At 68.7% G+C, this 14,960-nt stretch carries 14 protein-coding genes and 2 pseudogenes; 13 read left to right on the forward strand and 3 right to left on the reverse strand.

Features of this window, described 5'->3' with window-relative positions:
• Nucleotides 1-82 precede the first annotated feature (82 nt).
• From GRC12_RS12175 to GRC12_RS12190, 4 genes and pseudogenes are all read left to right on the forward strand, one after another.
• Nucleotides 83-997, forward strand: coding sequence for an SDR family oxidoreductase (locus tag GRC12_RS12175; protein WP_208779244.1), 915 nt, complete (start codon nucleotides 83-85; stop codon nucleotides 995-997).
• Nucleotides 987-1,808 (forward strand): annotated as a pseudogene (locus GRC12_RS12180) (nitrilase-related carbon-nitrogen hydrolase); the annotation flags it as partial. The gene GRC12_RS12175 and the pseudogene GRC12_RS12180, both read left to right, overlap by 11 nt.
• 166 nt (nucleotides 1,809-1,974) lie before the next feature.
• Nucleotides 1,975-2,274, forward strand: coding sequence for a hypothetical protein (locus tag GRC12_RS12185; RefSeq protein WP_308286537.1), 300 nt, complete (start codon nucleotides 1,975-1,977; stop codon nucleotides 2,272-2,274).
• Nucleotides 2,271-3,104 (forward strand): enoyl-CoA hydratase/isomerase family protein, encoded by an 834-nt coding sequence (locus GRC12_RS12190; protein ID WP_208779245.1) that lies wholly within the window; start codon nucleotides 2,271-2,273, stop codon nucleotides 3,102-3,104. The genes GRC12_RS12185 and GRC12_RS12190 overlap by 4 nt, the downstream gene beginning before the upstream one ends.
• 116 nt (nucleotides 3,105-3,220) lie before the next feature.
• On the opposite strand, the pseudogene GRC12_RS45495 reads toward GRC12_RS12190, so the two are convergent.
• A pseudogene (locus GRC12_RS45495) lies at nucleotides 3,221-3,687 on the reverse strand (NF041680 family putative transposase); the annotation flags it as partial.
• Between GRC12_RS45495 and GRC12_RS12195 the strand changes: the two are divergent.
• Both GRC12_RS12195 and GRC12_RS12200 read left to right on the forward strand, forming a co-directional pair.
• On the forward strand, nucleotides 3,671-3,961 hold the full coding sequence (locus GRC12_RS12195) for a hypothetical protein (protein WP_208779246.1): 291 nt from the start codon (nucleotides 3,671-3,673) through the stop codon (nucleotides 3,959-3,961). The pseudogene GRC12_RS45495 and the gene GRC12_RS12195 overlap by 17 nt on opposite strands.
• Nucleotides 3,962-4,023: 62 nt before the next feature.
• Nucleotides 4,024-4,224, forward strand: coding sequence for a hypothetical protein (locus GRC12_RS12200; RefSeq protein ID WP_208779247.1), 201 nt, complete (start codon nucleotides 4,024-4,026; stop codon nucleotides 4,222-4,224).
• 40 nt (nucleotides 4,225-4,264) lie between these two features.
• Here GRC12_RS12200 and GRC12_RS12205 read toward each other — a convergent pair whose 3' ends face one another.
• The gene (locus GRC12_RS12205) at nucleotides 4,265-4,435 is read right to left on the reverse strand and encodes a hypothetical protein (RefSeq protein ID WP_208779248.1); all 171 of its coding nucleotides are present in this window, start codon (nucleotides 4,433-4,435) and stop codon (nucleotides 4,265-4,267) included.
• Between the two features lie 563 nt (nucleotides 4,436-4,998).
• Between GRC12_RS12205 and GRC12_RS12210 the strand changes: the two genes are divergently transcribed.
• From GRC12_RS12210 to GRC12_RS12220, 3 genes are read left to right on the forward strand one after another with little or no spacing between them, the layout of a single operon-like run.
• A complete protein-coding gene (locus GRC12_RS12210) occupies nucleotides 4,999-5,823 on the forward strand; it encodes a 6-phosphogluconolactonase (protein WP_208779249.1) in 825 nt (274 codons plus the stop codon).
• 54 nt (nucleotides 5,824-5,877) lie between these two features.
• Nucleotides 5,878-7,179, forward strand: coding sequence for a family 4 glycosyl hydrolase (locus GRC12_RS12215; RefSeq protein WP_208779250.1), 1,302 nt, complete (start codon nucleotides 5,878-5,880; stop codon nucleotides 7,177-7,179).
• Nucleotides 7,176-8,225: a BadF/BadG/BcrA/BcrD ATPase family protein gene (locus GRC12_RS12220; RefSeq protein WP_208779251.1), complete on the forward strand. Its 1,050-nt coding sequence runs from the start codon at nucleotides 7,176-7,178 to the stop codon at nucleotides 8,223-8,225. Before GRC12_RS12215 ends, GRC12_RS12220 begins: the two co-directional genes overlap by 4 nt.
• Nucleotides 8,226-8,273: 48 nt before the next feature.
• Here GRC12_RS12220 and GRC12_RS12225 read toward each other — a convergent pair whose 3' ends face one another.
• Nucleotides 8,274-9,020 carry a GntR family transcriptional regulator gene (locus tag GRC12_RS12225; RefSeq protein ID WP_208779252.1) on the reverse strand — a complete coding sequence of 249 codons (747 nt, stop codon included), beginning with the start codon at nucleotides 9,018-9,020 and terminating at the stop codon, nucleotides 8,274-8,276.
• 136 nt (nucleotides 9,021-9,156) lie between these two features.
• Between GRC12_RS12225 and GRC12_RS12230 the strand changes: the two genes are divergently transcribed.
• Genes GRC12_RS12230 through GRC12_RS12245 form a run of 4 tightly spaced genes read left to right on the forward strand, consistent with a single transcriptional unit; the run spans nucleotide 9,157 to nucleotide 14,838 of the window.
• Nucleotides 9,157-10,533 carry an ABC transporter substrate-binding protein gene (locus GRC12_RS12230; protein WP_208779253.1) on the forward strand — a complete coding sequence of 459 codons (1,377 nt, stop codon included), beginning with the start codon at nucleotides 9,157-9,159 and terminating at the stop codon, nucleotides 10,531-10,533.
• Between the two features lie 2 nt (nucleotides 10,534-10,535).
• Nucleotides 10,536-11,507: a carbohydrate ABC transporter permease gene (locus tag GRC12_RS12235; protein WP_208779254.1), complete on the forward strand. Its 972-nt coding sequence runs from the start codon at nucleotides 10,536-10,538 to the stop codon at nucleotides 11,505-11,507.
• Nucleotides 11,504-12,316 carry a carbohydrate ABC transporter permease gene (locus GRC12_RS12240; protein WP_208779255.1) on the forward strand — a complete coding sequence of 271 codons (813 nt, stop codon included), beginning with the start codon at nucleotides 11,504-11,506 and terminating at the stop codon, nucleotides 12,314-12,316. The genes GRC12_RS12235 and GRC12_RS12240 overlap by 4 nt, the downstream gene beginning before the upstream one ends.
• Before the next feature lie 59 nt (nucleotides 12,317-12,375).
• Nucleotides 12,376-14,838 (forward strand): glycoside hydrolase family 3 C-terminal domain-containing protein, encoded by a 2,463-nt coding sequence (locus GRC12_RS12245; protein WP_208779256.1) that lies wholly within the window; start codon nucleotides 12,376-12,378, stop codon nucleotides 14,836-14,838.
• Nucleotides 14,839-14,960: the final 122 nt, after the last annotated feature.

Genomic DNA, 14,960 nt, shown 5'->3' on the forward strand with positions numbered 1-14,960 from the left:
CAGCCCTTCCCCTGCCTCCCGACACCCGTCTCGCCGCCCCCGTCCCCTCGCCCGGGAACCCATTCCCCAGGAGAGAACTCACATGAAGAACATCGTCGTGATCACCGGCGCCTCCAGCGGCTTCGGTGCCCTGACCGCCCGCGCCCTCGCCGACACCGGCAACACCATCTACGCCGGCATGCGCCAGACCGACACCCGCAACGCTCCGCAGGTCCGGGCCGCCGCCGACTACAGTGCCCAGCACGGCGTCGACCTACGCGCCATCGAGCTCGACGTCAACTCCCAGGATTCCGTCAACGCCGCGACCGACCAGATCCTCACCGAACACGGCCGCGTCGACGTACTGATCCACAACGCCGGGCACATGGTCACCGGACCAGCCGAGGCGTTCACCCCCGAACAGCTCGCCGAGCTTTACGACATCAACGTCCTCTCCACCCAGCGCGTCAACCGCGCCGTCCTGCCGCACCTGCGCGCAGCGGGCAAGGGCCTGGTGATCTGGGTGTCCAGCTCCAGCGTCAAGGGCGGCACCCCGCCGTACCTGGCTCCGTACTTCGCCGCCAAGGCCGCCATGGACTCCCTCGCCGTCAGCTACGCCGCCGAACTGGCCCGCTGGGGCGTGGAGACCTCCATCGTGGTGCCGGGCTCGTTCACCAGCGGCACCAACCACTTCGCCCACTCCGGCCACCCCGCCGACCAGGCGATCGAATCGGCGTACGAGACGAAATACCCCGGCCTCATGGAGCAGGTCGCCCAGAAACTGGCCGCCCTGGCCCCCCAGGGCGCGGATGCTTCCATGGTCTCCGACGAGATCGCCCGCATCGTCGCGCTCCCCGCCGGTCAGCGCCCCTACCGGGTCCACATCGACCCCGCCGACGACGGCTCCGAAGAGGTCTCGAACGTCGCCGACCGCATCCGCCGCGAGTTCCTCACCCGAGTAGACCTAGCTGACCTGCTCACCATGCACCCGGCAAATTCTCACAGCCATGACCGGTGACGACAGCACGTACAACAGCCCGGACACAGGCCCCGGCCCGGCGAGGGTCGTTCGGGCAGCCGCGGTGCAGGCCGCCCCCGTCCCGTTCGATCCGGTGGCCACGTTGCGCGTCGTGCGACGGTGGCTGTCCGAGGCAGCCGAGCGGAACCTGGATCTCGTGGTGTTCCCTGAGGCATTCATCGGCGGGTCCCCCAAGGGATCAGCGTTCGGGGGAGTGGTGGGCGACCGGACCACTGCCGGACGAGAGGAGTTCGCCCGGTACTGGAACGGCGCCGTGGAGGTGCCCGGCCCGGTCACGGACCGCCTGGCCCAACTGGCGGCCGGTGCCCGCACACACCTGGTCATCGGCGTCGTCGAACGGGAATACGGCACGCTCTACTGCACGGTCCTATTCTTCTCCGACACAGGAGCCTTCCGCGGGAAGCGGCGCAAGCGCATGCCTACCGGCGCCGAGCGGATGATCTGGGGGTTCGGCGATGGCACAACCCTTGATGTGCACCCCACGAAGCTCGGCCGACTCGGGGCCGTGATCGGCTGGGACAACCTCATGCCCGCGACGCGGATGGCCATGTATGCGCAAGGCATCGGACTGTACTGCGCGCTGACAGCGGACAGCAGGGAAAGCCACCACGCGACTATGCGCCACATCGCCATGGAGGGCCGGTGCTTCGTGCTGGTGGCGAACCAATGCCTGCGTGTGGGGGACTTCCCGGCGGGTCACCTCACGCCGTACGGCGACGACCCGGAGCAGCTCATCTCCCGGGGTGGCAGCAGCATCATCGGTCCGCTGGGCGAGGTGCTGGCCGGGCCCGTCCTGGACAAGGAGGTCCTGCTGAGCGCGGACCTCGACATGGGGCTGTCCCGCGCGCTCGCTACGCGCGGCCCGACGTCTCAACGACATCGCGGATGCGGCCAGCCGGATCCGCGACATAGTGCGCCGCACACCCGTGATACGGGTGGCGGCCGGGGAATTGGGCGTGCCCGTCCCCGTTCTGCTGAAGCTGGAATTCCTCCAGCACACCGGCTCCTTCAAAATCCGCGGCGCATCCAACGCCCTCGCCGTCCTGAGCGCTGCGGAAGATGGCGCCCCGAGCCCGGCGTCTGCTGCGCGTCGGGAGGCAACCACGGGGCGGCCGTGGCCTGGGCAGCGCGCGAAGCAGGCCTGCCCGCCACCTGTTCGTGCCCGACTTCTCGCCCAAGGCAAAGGCCGACGTCATCCAATCTTTGGGCGCACGCAAACCTACATGCCCAGCCGTAATCAACGGAGAACCTCATGACCAACGATGCCTACTCGACCCTGCGCGTGAGCAGCGAACACGGCGTCGCCCGGATCGTCCTCGACAATCCCCCGGTAAACGCGCTCGGAACGACGATGATGCGCGAGCTGCGGACGGTGCTGACGGGCTTCAAGGACGATTCTTCCATCCGCGTGATCGTCTTCTCGAGCGCCGACCCGGAATTCTTCATTGCTCACGTGGACATGCACATCGGGGAGGAGATGGACGTCCTACAGGAACTCGCCGCCTCCGCGCCAGCGGACGTCAACGTGTTCCAGGCGATCGGCGAACTGATCCGCCACCAGCCCCAGGTGACCATCGTGAAGCTCGCCGGGAAGGCCCGCGGAGGCGGGGCGGAATTCGTGGCCGCAGCGGACATGACATTCGCCGCCATCGAGACCGCTGGACTCGGTCAGATCGAAGCGCTGATGGGCATCATCCCCGGCGGAGGCGGAACGCAGTACCTGCGGGACCGCGTGGGTCGCAACCGCGCACTGGAGGTGGTTCTCACCGCCGACTTGTTCGATGCCGAGACCGCAGCGTCCTACGGATGGATCAACCGGGCCCTGCCGGCCGACGAGCTCGACGGGTACGTCGACCGTGTCGCCCGGAATATCGCCGCGCTGCCCGACGGTGTTATCGAAGCAGCCAAGAGCGCGCTGCCCGCCGATGACTTCAAGGAAGGACTCCTCCGTGAGAACGAGGCTTGGGCTTCCACGTTCAGCCGGCCGGCCGCTCAGCACCTGATCAGCGGGGGCCTGCAGGACGGCGCGCAAACACCGGCCGGCGAACACGACCTTGAGGGACTGATGCGCAGCGTCGCGCGCTGATTGCCGGACGGCCACATGACACATCACCGATCGGCCCCATAGCCATCCTGTTCGTCCACCAAACCACTGAGCTTCCAGTTCGGGGTTCGGAAACACGCACTGATCTTGTTCTTTATCTACCAAGATCTTCCGGGCTTGCCGATGGCCTTGAGGGTCTCGGGGCGTTTGACGGTCTTGCCGACGTCGTAGCGGGGTGCGGGATGGCGGTTCTTGGTCCCAGGCGGTCGTCCGGGACCAGTGCCGCTTGGTTGGGGAACACGGGCCGGGCAGAGCAGGTGGACTCGGATGTTCCTGAACCCCCGCGGACCCGGGCAGGGGTGAGCCGATCGCGCTTGGCCGGCTTCTCCCAGGGCCGACGGAGGTCGGCGGCCAGCGGCCGGGCGAGGCGGAGCTGGGTGTGGGCGACGACCACGAGCCATGTCCACCGGTTTGTGGCCTGGGGAGTAGGGACCTTCGGGGTGGTCCGGCCGGGGATTTGCTTTCCGAACCTGAAGGTGTGCTCGAGATTGAATCTCCGGAGGAACATCTGCCACCACAGATCCACGTCTGCCGGGGCGGCGCCGGTCTTGGAGGACCACAGCCAGGCCCATGGACCGACACTGAAGGGGAACCTGGCACTGGTCGCCCAGGGCGACCTGACGATGGGCGGGCGGACCAGGCCCGACGGTTCGGTGGACTACACCGACGTCGACCACACGTCCGCCAACGACCTGCCCGGCGCCACGCTCACCCCGGAGAACCCGCTCGCCGGTGTGGACCAGATCGCCCGGCAGGCATCGCCCGCGTTCAGGGCGACGTCGTCGTCGATCCCAGGATCTTTACGCCCCCGGAGCTGGACCCGCAGCCCACCCCGCTGATCATCAACGACAACCTCATCGACCTGCTCACCACCCCCACCACCGCCGGGCACCCGGCCAAGATGTTCTGGCGCCCGCAGGTCAAGCCGTACAGCGTCGACTTCAAGGTGAAGACGGTGGCCGCCGGCGCCACGACGAACATCACGGTCAAGGCCTCGGACGGCACCAAGATCACCGTGTCCGGTCAGATCGCGGCCGGGACGCAGCCCGTCCTGAGGACCTGCCCCGTCCAGATCACAACGCCTTCGGCCGCACCGCGCTGATCGAGGCACTCGGCCGGGCAGGCGTCACCGTGAGCGCCCGTCAGACCGGCCCCAACCCGCAGCCCAACTGCCCGCCTCCTACGACCACGATTCTGCGCAGATGATCGGCGCTGGTGGTGCCAGTTGTGTCACTGCCGGGCTCGTGTCCGGGCTCGTCAACCGCGACTGCCGTGTGGTCGCGCTTGTGGGTGTCGACGCCGAAGATCACCATTGGCCCGGTCCTCCACGTTCAGTGAGAAACCGCAGGACCGGCTGACGGGCACCCATCAATTCGAACGATGTCGCGCTCCTATCAAGCCACGCCATCCGGTCCGTGTGGATCCCGCGAGTCGCAGAAGGGGACCTCGCCACCACAAGGTGGGGCATGGAGTGGTCGAGCGAACTCGCGGGCCCCATATGGTCATCGCCGATCTCGTCCACGGCTTCGCCACCGTCGGTGACCGGTTTCACGCACGGCATGAGCCGGCACCGAGAGGAGCTCGTTGATCCGGTTATTGCACCCGGGGGGTATGGCCTGCAAGACCGTCCAACGTCACCGACCCGTGTACAGGGCGGTGGGGTGAGGCCCGTGGTGCCAGGGCGACGGTGACCGGCCGGTACTGGCTGTCAGGGGTGCATCCGTGCGATCGGTTGATTGTTGATGGTCGGACGGACCGGGCGATCCCTGGGGGGTGCGCCCGCACGAGACATTGCCCATACCAGTCAGACCACACTAGTATCGCTGGCGTAACTGGTTCGCCGGAGTCTCTGGCTGGCTGAGAAGGAGTTCATTCTGTGCGGGTTTCGCCGATCGTCTTCCCGGACCCAGAGGCTCTGGGGCGCAGGCTCGCCGTGGAGATCGCGGATGAGATCGAGGAGGCCGCCCAGGCGGGGCGCACGTACGCCCTCGGCTGTCCTGGTGGCCGCAGTGCGCTTACCACCTACCGGGCGCTGACACAGGTGGTGGCGGCCCGGGGAACCGACCTCGGGCATGTCGTGATCGTGATGATGGACGAGTACATCGAAGCGGTGGCGCCGCCCGCGCGCGGCTCGCGGTACCGGCTCATCGACCCCGAACTGCCCCACAGCTGCCTCCGCTTCGGCCGGAAGGAAATAGTGGAGCCGTTGAACCAGGTCGTGGGGCCGGGGCGGGGTATCACCCGGGATCGCCTGTGGGTGCCCGATCCCAGTGATCCGGAGGCGTACGACAGCCGGATCGCCGAGGCCGGCGGCATCGACCTGTTCCTGCTCGCCTCGGGGGCGGGGGACGGACATATCGCCTTCAACCCGGTCGGCAGCTCGGTCGACTCCCGCACCAGAGTGGTTGTGCTGGGGGAGCAGACCCGGATCGACAACCTGTCCACCTTCCCGACCTTCCGCGGGCTGGAGGACGTGCCCGACCACGGCGTCACCGTCGGACTGGACACCATCCGCTCGCTCTCGCGACGCGTGGTGATGATCGTGCACGGCCGTGACAAGGGCCGGGCCGTCCGCCGCCTCACCCAGGCGTCCGGATACGAGGCCGACTGGCCGGCCACCGTCTTCGCCGCATGCGCACGACCTCAGCTCTATCTGGACCAGTCGGCGGTCGCCGCCTCCGCGTCGTTCGCGTTGCTCTGACACCGCGCCCCCATCGCAATCGACAATGTCCCATCCACAGATCCTGGAGGATCGATGGCTCGCGTAAAGATCGCCTACCTCGGCGGGGGCTCCTCCCGCGCGGCGGGAACGATGGCCTCGTTCATGCACCACGGCAAGGAGTTCGAAGGTTCCGAGTTCGTCCTGATCGACCTTGAGCAGGACCGGCTCGACGTGGTCCAGAAGCTCACCCGGAACATGGCCCGCAACCAGGGGCTCGACGTCACCATCACCACGTCCACGAACCAGCGCGAAGCCCTGCGTGACGTCGACGCGGTGCTCAGCAGCTTCCGTCCGGGCGGTTTCGAGGCCCGCGCGCTGGATGAGCGCATCCCGCTCAAGTACGGCGTCATCGGCCAGGAGACGCAGGGGCCGGGCGGAATGATGATGGCGCTGCGCTCGATCCAGATCATCAAGAGCCTCTGTGCCGACCTCGCCGAGGTCGCCCCGGGAGCCCGGATCTTCAACTACACCAACCCGGTCAACATCGTCTCCCAGGCGGTGTCCGACTACACCGACATCCCGATCGTCTCCTTCTGCGAGGGCCCGATCGTCTTCCCTCCGGTGGTCGCCAAGGCCGCCGGGCTCGACCCGGACAAGCTCAAGGCCAACCTGGTCGGCATCAACCACAACTGCTGGTCCAATGAGGCCACTTACGACGGGCAGGACGCCTTCCCGATCCTGCGCGAACGCTACGAGGCGCTCAAGGACAAGCCCACCGAGGACGTCAACGGCCTGCGGGCGCTGCACCTGGCGGTGGCGATGGAGTCCATCCCTTCGGACTACTTCAACTACTACTACTTCCGCGACGAGATCCTGCGCGAGCGGCAGCTGGCCGAGAAGACCCGCTCGGAGATCATCATGGAAGCCCTGCCCGGTTACTGGGACCACTACCGGGAGCAGGCGGACTCCGACGCCCCGCAGTTGGAGCAGGAGCGTTCCCGTGGTGGCATCCACGAGCTGGAACTGGCCATCGACGCGATCAGCGCGTACTACAACGACGCTCCGATCCGGCAGCCCTTCAACATCACCAACACGGGCGGCTGGCTGCCCGGCTTCGAGGAGTCGACCGTCGTCGAACTGTGGGGCACGGTGGACGGCAAGGGCTTCCACCCGGAGACGCAGAAGCCGCTGCCGCACTCCGTCCTCGGCATCACCCAACAGCTGGCGGAGTACCAGATCCTCACCGCCAAGGCCGGCTGGGAAGGGGGCGTCGCGGACGCCGTGCGCGCGATGACGGCCAACCCGCTCGTGCCGTCGCTGCCGGTCGCCGAGGCCCTGTACGCCGAGATGGCCCATGCCCAGCGCGCCTGGCTGCCGGAGCGTCTGCTGCCGTGACCAGGGCACAGACGGCCCACACGCCGACCGCGCTGTATGTGGGCGTGGACGGGGGCAACAGCAAGACCGCCGCTCTGGTGTCCACCGCCTCGGGCGAGGTGGTGGGCGCAGGGCGTGCGGGCTGTGGAGACATCTACGGTGCCCCCGCCCCCGAGGCCGCCGTGGCGGAGGTGCTGGCAGCGGTGCGCACCGCGCTCGCCCAGGCGGGGGCGGACGTCACCGACGTCGCCGGCGCGGCCTTCCGGCTGGCCGGGATCGACTGGCCCGAAGACCGCGCGTACTGGGACGAGGCGCTGACACGGCACTGCCCGGGAACTCTCGGTGCGAGAACCATCCTCAACGACGGCTACGCCGCGATCCGGTGCGGCAATCCCTCCGGGGTGGGCATCTCGGTGACCGGAGGGACGGCGGCGGCGATCGCAGCGCGCGGCGCCGCCGGCGAGCTCTGGGACATGGGGTGGTGGGGGCAGTACGCCATGGGCGCCGTCGGCCTGGCCAACGAGGCCTTTCGCGCGGTCTTCCTCGCGGAGCTGGACCTCGGGCCGCGGACCGCCCTGACCGAGGCCCTGCTCGCGCACTATGACAGGCCCACGGTGGCAGCGCTCAACCACTGGCTGACGCGACGTCAGAGCTCTGCCACCGGGCGGGAGCGGACCAGTTGCGCGCGGGTTGTCACCGCGGTGGCCGCGGCGGGTGATCCGGTGGCCGTGGACATCGTCCGCGCCCAGGGCGCGCACTTCGCCCGGTACGCCGGAGTGGCCGCACGGCGCACCGGACTGATCGGAGCCGACCGGGAGGTGAGTGTTGTGCTGTCGGGATCGGTGCTGATGGCGCCGGAGTCCCCGGTCGCCGAGGCCTTGCTCGCGCAACTCCCCGCCCACGTCCCGGGTGCGGTACTGCGACGCGGATCACTGCCACCGGTGGCGGGTGCGCTGCTCGACGCGCTCGGCGAAGCCGGTGTCGCGCTGCACGAGCGGGAGACGGCTGCCGCTGTGCTGGAACAGGTCATGGCGACCTTGCCGCCGAAGGAGTTCCTGGCGACCTGAGAGTGTCGCCCGGCGGCCCGACGCACACCCAGGGCAGCTGACCGAGCCTCAGCTCGACGGGAGCGGGCGGAACAGGTCGGCCTGGAAGCGGTAGGCGTCGCTGCGGTAGACCATCCGGCCGGCCAGAACCGGTGAGCCGTCGTCGGTGTAGGTGAGTTCCTCTCCGATCAGCACCGGGTCCCCGGCTGCGATATCCAGCAGCTGTGCGGTGGCCTCGTCAGCTGCGCCCGCGCGGACGGTGTAGGAGCTGCGGGCAATGCGCAGGCCGCACGTCTGCTCCAGGGTCTCGTACAACGAGCGGTCGGTGAGGTCGATCCCCGCCAGGCCGGGCGCGACGGTCAGGGCCACGACGCTGGAGTCGACACACACCGGGACCCCGTCGAGGCTGCGCAGCCGACGCAGGTCCAGGACGCGGGAGGCGGGGGCGATGCCCAGCTGCTCGGCTTCCTCGAAGGTCGCGGAGCGGGCGCGCTGCTCGAGCACCTTCGACTGCGGTCGCAGTCCGCGGGCTTGCGCCATCTCGGTGAAGCTCTGCAGCGTGCTGGGCGGTTCTCCGACGACATTGCGCCGGACGAACCAGCCGCGCTGCGAGGACCGCTCGAGTTTGTTCTCCTCCGCGAGACGGCTCAGCGCCAGGCGCAGGGTGGACCGGCTCACGCCGAGGGCCACGGCGAGGTCACGCTCTCCGGGTAGCCGGCTTCCGGCCTTGTAGACCCCGCGGCGCAGTGCGTCGCTGAGCCGGCGGTAGGTCTGATCGACGGCGGCCCCCGCCCTGGTGTCTTCCACGCTCGTCATACCCTCAACGCTACCAAAACTGGTCTGACAAGTGGAATGAACAAACCAGCTTTATGAATCTGGACTAATTGGTCTGCCCTGGCTTACGCTCGGTCCACCCGGGCTCTCGGGCACACATCGAGGACAGGAGACACCCGTGGTCTCGAGTAGGAGAACCCGACGGATCACCGGCGGAGCCGTGGCCTTGGCCGCGGCGGGGCTGCTCGCCGCCTGTGTGCCGGGCACCAGCGGAGCAAGCTCAGCCAACAGTGCCGGAAAGGGCGCGGCCGTCACCGATCCGGCCGCCATGGGCACGGTCACCCTGAACGTGCTGGACACCTTCTCCGGCGGCACGGACAACGCATGGATGACCGCCGTGGTCAAGGCCTTCGAGAAGCAATACCCCGACATCACCGTCAAGCGGACCTCGATGGCCTGGGGCGACGCGATGGCCGCTCTCCCGCTCAAACTGAAGTCCCCGAACGCACCGGACATCGTCCCGGCCAACAACGGCTGGCAGTCCATGGGCACCCTGGTCCGCGGAGGACTGCTGCTCAACCTCGACCGCTACGCCAAGGCATACGGATGGAAGCAGTCCATCCCGCAGTCCATCCTCAGCGAGCATGAATTCACCGCCGACGGCAAGCAGATGGGCACCGGATCGATGTTCGGCGCCCCGGTCGCCCGTGCCTCCCTGATCGAGGTCTACTACAACCGCTCGCTCCTGAAGAAGATCGGAGCGCGGGTCCCGGCCACGCTCGCCGAGTTCCAAGCCGACCTCGCCAAAGCCAAGTCGGCCGGCATCACCCCCATCGTCGCCGGCAACTCCGACCAGAACGGAGTCACCCAGACGCTCTACTCGCTGATGAACGCCCTCGGCGAGCAGAGCAGGATCTCCGACTTCGTCTACTCGCGCAACGACGTCGCCATCACCGGCACCGGGTTCCCCAAGGCGGTGTCCACGTTCAAGCAGTGGTTCGACAAGGGCTATCTGGCCAAGGACTTCGCCGGTGTAGCCTCCGCGGACGCGGCCCAGTCCTTCGTCAACGGCCGTGGACTCTTCCACTTCGACTACTCCGGCTCGCTGCCCCTCAAGGCCGGCCAGTCCAAGGACTTCGGCTCCTTCGTCCTGCCCCGCGCGGACGGCGGCAAGCCGGTGGCCACAGCCTCCTCCGCGGCGAACTTCTCCATCTCCTCGAAGTCCAGGCACGCCGACGCCGCCGCAGCCTTCCTGAACTTCGCCGCCGGACAGCAGGCGGCCGAGCTGGCCGTCGAGAACGGGACGATGCCGCTGCTGCACCCGGACGTCAAAGCGCCCAGCGCGGACCCCCTCCTGGCCGATGACGTGGCCATCGCGCAGGGCATTTCGACCAACGGCACGTCCGTTCCCTACCTGGACTGGGCCACCCCGACGCTCTACACCACCGTCAACACCACCATGCAGAGCCTGCTGGCCGGTAAAACCAGCGAGCAAGCCGTCGTGGCCGCCGCGGACCGGGACGCCCGCGCCTACGTCAAGACCCTGGGGAAATAGGCATGGCCACAGTCAAGGACAGATCCTCCAGCCGGACGGCCCTCCCCGACACTGGCGCGGCCGACCGTGACGCGCCGAGCAGGCCGGGCATCCGGCTGCGCTCCCCGCGCAGACGCCGGCGCCTGCTGGGACTCGCCTACCTCGCACCCGCGCTGCTGATCTACGCGTACGTCGTCCTGCTCCCCGCGGGGCAGGGACTGCAACTGTCGTTCTACCACTGGGACGGAGTGACGTCCGCGAGCTGGGCCGGGCTCGCCAACTACACCGGCTTCCTCACGGACGCAACACTGCGCCAGGCCGTCACCCACACGCTGTTCTTCATCCTGTTCTTCTCCGTCCTGCCCATCATCCTCGGCCTGATCAGTGCCGCCCTGACGGCGCGCAAGGACGTACGGGGCGCCGGCTTCTACCGTTCGGTCATTTTCCTGCCCCAGGTGCTCACCCCGGCCGTGGTCGCCGTGGTGTGGAAACAGATCTACGCACCGGACGGCCCCCTCAACTCGGTGCTCACCGCGGTGGGTCTGGGCGGACTGGCCCGCGGCTGGCTCGGCGACTTCACCTGGGCACTGCCCGCCCTGGGCCTGGCCGGCACCTGGGCGGCGTACGGACTGTGCATGGTCCTGTTCGTCGCCGGAACCCACACCATCCCCGGCGAGCTCTACGACGCCGCCCGCATGGACGGCGCGGGCCCGGTCCGGGAGTTCTTCACCGTCACCCTGCCCGGACTGCGCGGACAGCTCGCGGTGGTCCTGACGCTCACCCTGCTGGGCGCCATCCGGGTCTTCGACATCGTCTGGCTCACCACCAAGGGAGGACCCGGAACGTCCACCATCACCCCCACCGTGGTCCTCTACCAGCGAGCCTTCACCAATCCGGACGTCGGCGCCGCCTGCGCCATCGGCGTCGTCCTGGCGCTGGTCTCCCTGCTGGTGTCGCTCGTCGTCGTCAAGCTGGCGGAAGGAGCGGACCGATGATCTCCAAGCGGGAGAAGGTCTTCAACTACACGTTCCTCACCCTGCTCGCCGTCGGCGTCCTCTTCCCCGTGCTGTGGATCCTCGGAGTCGCGGTGAGCCCGGACATCGCGGGCACACTCGACCTCCGTCACCTGCAGTGGTCCAACTTCGCCGAGGCCTGGCGGCAGGCCGGCTTCACCGGGTACCTGAAGTCCAGCCTCGTCATCACCGGCACGGCGGTGACCGCCTCGACGGTTCTGGCCGTCCTCAGCGGCTACGCCTTCGGCGTGCTGGGAGTGGTGGGGGAGAGGGTCCTCTTCCCGGTGCTGCTGTTCGGCATCATGATCCCGATGGAAGCGATCATTGTTCCCCTCTACTACGACTTCCAGGCCCAGGGACTGACCGACACCTACCAGGGCATCATCCTCGCCCATGTCGGCATGGGCGTCAGCTTCGGCGCGTTCTGGATGCGCGCGGCCTTCCGTGCCGTCCCGCCGAGCATCGGAGAGTCGGCGCAGATGGACGGCGCCAACAGCTGGACCATGCTGTGGCGGGTCTACCTGCCCATCGCCCGCCCCGCGGTCCTCACGTTCGTCCTGCTGAGCTTCATGTGGACCTGGAACGACTACTTCCTCTCGCTGATCCTTGTCTCGGATCCCTCCCACCAGCCCATGACGCTGGGACTCGGTGCCTTCTCCGGCCGTTACCTCGTCCACGTGAACCTGCTCGCGGCCGCCGCGGTCCTCATCTGCCTGCCGGTGGTGGTCCTCTACCTCTTCTTCCAGAGGCAGTTCATCCGCGGCATGCTCTCCGGCGCGGTCAAGGGCTGACACACGCCCCCGGACGTCTCTTCCCGCCCCTTCGGCGCACCCTACGGATTGACCACGAGATGCACACTGCCCACGACTTTCCCCGAGGAGAAGCCGCGGTGAGCCAGGCCCACGCCCCTACGGAAACGGCCGTCGAGAGGGCCCTTGCCCGACTCGACCTGGACACCAAGACCCGGCTCCTGGCCGGGCAGGACCGGTGGTCGTTGCCGCCCGTCCCCGAGATCGGACTGACCTCGCTCGTCATGTCGGATGGTCCGGTAGGCGTGCGCGGGGTGCGCTGGAGCGCGGACGACCCGTCCGTCGCACTGCCCTCACCGACTGCGCTCGCCGCCACCTGGGACCCCGGCCTGGCCCGCCGCGCCGGTGTGCTGCTCGCCCAGGAGGCCCGGCGCAAGGGCGTCCATGTCCTGCTCGCGCCCACGGTCAACCTGCACCGCTCTCCCCTCGGCGGGCGGCACTTCGAGTGCTACAGCGAGGACCCGTACCTCACCGGAGTGATCGGCTCCGCCTATGTGAACGGCGTGCAGTCCGGCGGCGTCGCCACCACCGTCAAACACTTCGTGGGCAACGACGCCGAGACCGAACGCTTCACCGTCGACAACCTCATCCCCGAACGCGCTCTGCGTGAGCTGTATCTGGCCCCGTTCGAGGCGATCGTCAAGAACGCCCGCCCCTGGGGCGTGATGACCGCCTACAACTCGGTCAACGGCACGACGATGAGTGAGCACCACCACCTCGTCAACGAGGTCCTGCGCGGCGAATGGGGCTTCGACGGCGTCAACGTCTCCGACTGGACCGCGGCCCGGGCGACCGTCGCCGCCGTCAACGGCGGCCTCGACGTGGCCATGCCCGGACCGCGGACCGTCTACGGCGAGGCCCTCGCCCAGGCGGTCAAGGACGGCGAGGTCGCCGAAGCAACCGTCGACGCGGCCGTGCGCAACGTCCTGCGGCTGGCCGCCCGCGTCGGCGCCCTGCAAGACGCCGAACCGGCCGTCCGGCAGGTGGCCGAGACGGTCGACGGCGCCGAGCTGGCGCGGGAGATCGCCCGGCGCTCCTTCGTTCTCGTCAAGAACAGTGAGGGCGCCCTCCCGCTGAAACCGGGCGGCACGGTCGCCCTGATCGGGGCCGCCGCCCAAGACGCCCGCATTCTCGGCGGCGGCTCCGCCACCGTCTTCCCCGACCACGTCGTCTCCCCGCTCGACGGGCTCACCCGCGTCCTGCCCGAGGGCACGCTCCGCTACACGATGGGAGCCGACCCGAACACGGAACTGGTCACGGCCGACAAGGGATTCGCCCTGCGTGCCGTCTGCCGCGATGCCGACGGCACGGTCCTGGCGACGAGCGAACTGCCCAACGGGCAGATCCACTGGTCGTTCGCGGACCTTCCGGAAGGTGTCTCGTTCGACAATCTCCACCGACTCGAACTGACCGGAATCTTCACGCCGCGCAGCACCGGCCGGCACACCCTGGGCATCAAGGGCAAAGGCGGGTTCCGACTGGCCGTCGACGGAGTGACGTACTTCGACGGCGTCCAGGCACCCGACGAGGACGATCCCTTCGAGGGCTTCTTCAGCGCCCCCGTCCCGCGCGCACAGGTGGAACTCGCCGCTGGAGAGCCCGTCGAGGTCGCTCTCACGCACCGCGTCGCTGTGGGGGACTACCTCCGGGAGGACATCACCATCAGCCTCGCTCACCAGGAGCCGCAACGCGACCCCGACGAACTGATCGCCGAGGCAGTAGAAACCGCACGCGCGTCCGACACGGCCGTCGTCGTGGTCGCCACCACCGACCGCGTGGAGTCGGAAGGCTTCGACCGCACCGACCTGCACCTGCCCGGCCGCCAGGACGACCTGGTCCATGCCGTCGCGGCCGCCAACCCCAACACGGTCGTGGTCGTCAACTCCGGTTCCCCGGTGGAGCTGCCCTGGCGACACGAGGTCGCCGCCGTCCTGCTGAGCTGGTTTCCCGGCCAGGAGGGCGGCGCCGCCCTCGCCGACGTTCTCACCGGCACCCACGAGCCCGGCGGGCGCCTGCCCACCACCTGGGGCTGTCTGGCCGACGCCCCGGTGACCCGGGTCGTTCCGGAGAATGGCGAACTGCGGTACACCGAGGGCGTGTTCATCGGCTACTGCGCCTGGGAAAGGGCCGGTCGCATGCCCTCGTACCCCTTCGGCCACGGACTCGGCTACACCACCTGGAGCTATGAGTCCGTCGACGTGCACCAAAACGTGATCAAGGTCCGCGTGCGCAACAGCGGCGACCGGCCGGGGCGCGAGGTGGTGCAGGTCTACGTCTCTCCGGCACAGCACGATGCCGACCGCCCCGCACGATGGCTCGCCGGTTTCGCCGTCGTGGAGGCCCGGCCCGGCGAATCCTGCGAGGCCGTCGTCGACATCTCGCGTCGCGCATTCGAGGTCTGGGACGAGGCGAGCCGCTCATGGGCTTCAGCCCGCGGGGCGTACCACATCCAGGCCGGCCGCTCCGTCAGCGACCGCAGGATCTCCGTGACGGTGAATGTCTGAATCCGCCCAGTACTCCTGCGGGCCCCGGTCCGGCACCTGACACCCGGACCGGGGCCCGCGGGGTCGCGGAAGCTGCCGTCCCGGCGAAGCCGGGCGAGCGTGAACGAACATCGCAGGCGTCC

The organism is Streptomyces griseorubiginosus (genome assembly GCF_017614965.1).
Classification (GTDB): Bacteria; Actinomycetota; Actinomycetes; order Streptomycetales; family Streptomycetaceae; genus Streptomyces; species Streptomyces griseorubiginosus_B.

Excerpts from the sequence above, each read along its gene's own strand:
- GRC12_RS12175 (WP_208779244.1), top strand. The coding sequence starts at position 83 with ATGAAGAACATCGTCGTGATCACCGGCGCCTCCAGCGGCTTCGGTGCC.
- GRC12_RS12190 (WP_208779245.1), top strand. The coding sequence starts at position 2,271 with ATGACCAACGATGCCTACTCGACCCTGCGCGTGAGCAGCGAACACGGC.
- GRC12_RS12235 (WP_208779254.1), top strand. The coding sequence starts at position 10,536 with ATGGCCACAGTCAAGGACAGATCCTCCAGCCGGACGGCCCTCCCCGAC.
- GRC12_RS12200 (WP_208779247.1), top strand. The coding sequence starts at position 4,024 with ATGTTCTGGCGCCCGCAGGTCAAGCCGTACAGCGTCGACTTCAAGGTG.
- GRC12_RS12240 (WP_208779255.1), top strand. The coding sequence starts at position 11,504 with ATGATCTCCAAGCGGGAGAAGGTCTTCAACTACACGTTCCTCACCCTG.
- GRC12_RS12225 (WP_208779252.1), bottom strand. The coding sequence starts at position 9,020 with ATGACGAGCGTGGAAGACACCAGGGCGGGGGCCGCCGTCGATCAGACC.
- GRC12_RS12245 (WP_208779256.1), top strand. The coding sequence starts at position 12,376 with ATGCACACTGCCCACGACTTTCCCCGAGGAGAAGCCGCGGTGAGCCAG.
- GRC12_RS12215 (WP_208779250.1), top strand. The coding sequence starts at position 5,878 with ATGGCTCGCGTAAAGATCGCCTACCTCGGCGGGGGCTCCTCCCGCGCG.
- GRC12_RS12205 (WP_208779248.1), bottom strand. The coding sequence starts at position 4,435 with ATGGTGATCTTCGGCGTCGACACCCACAAGCGCGACCACACGGCAGTC.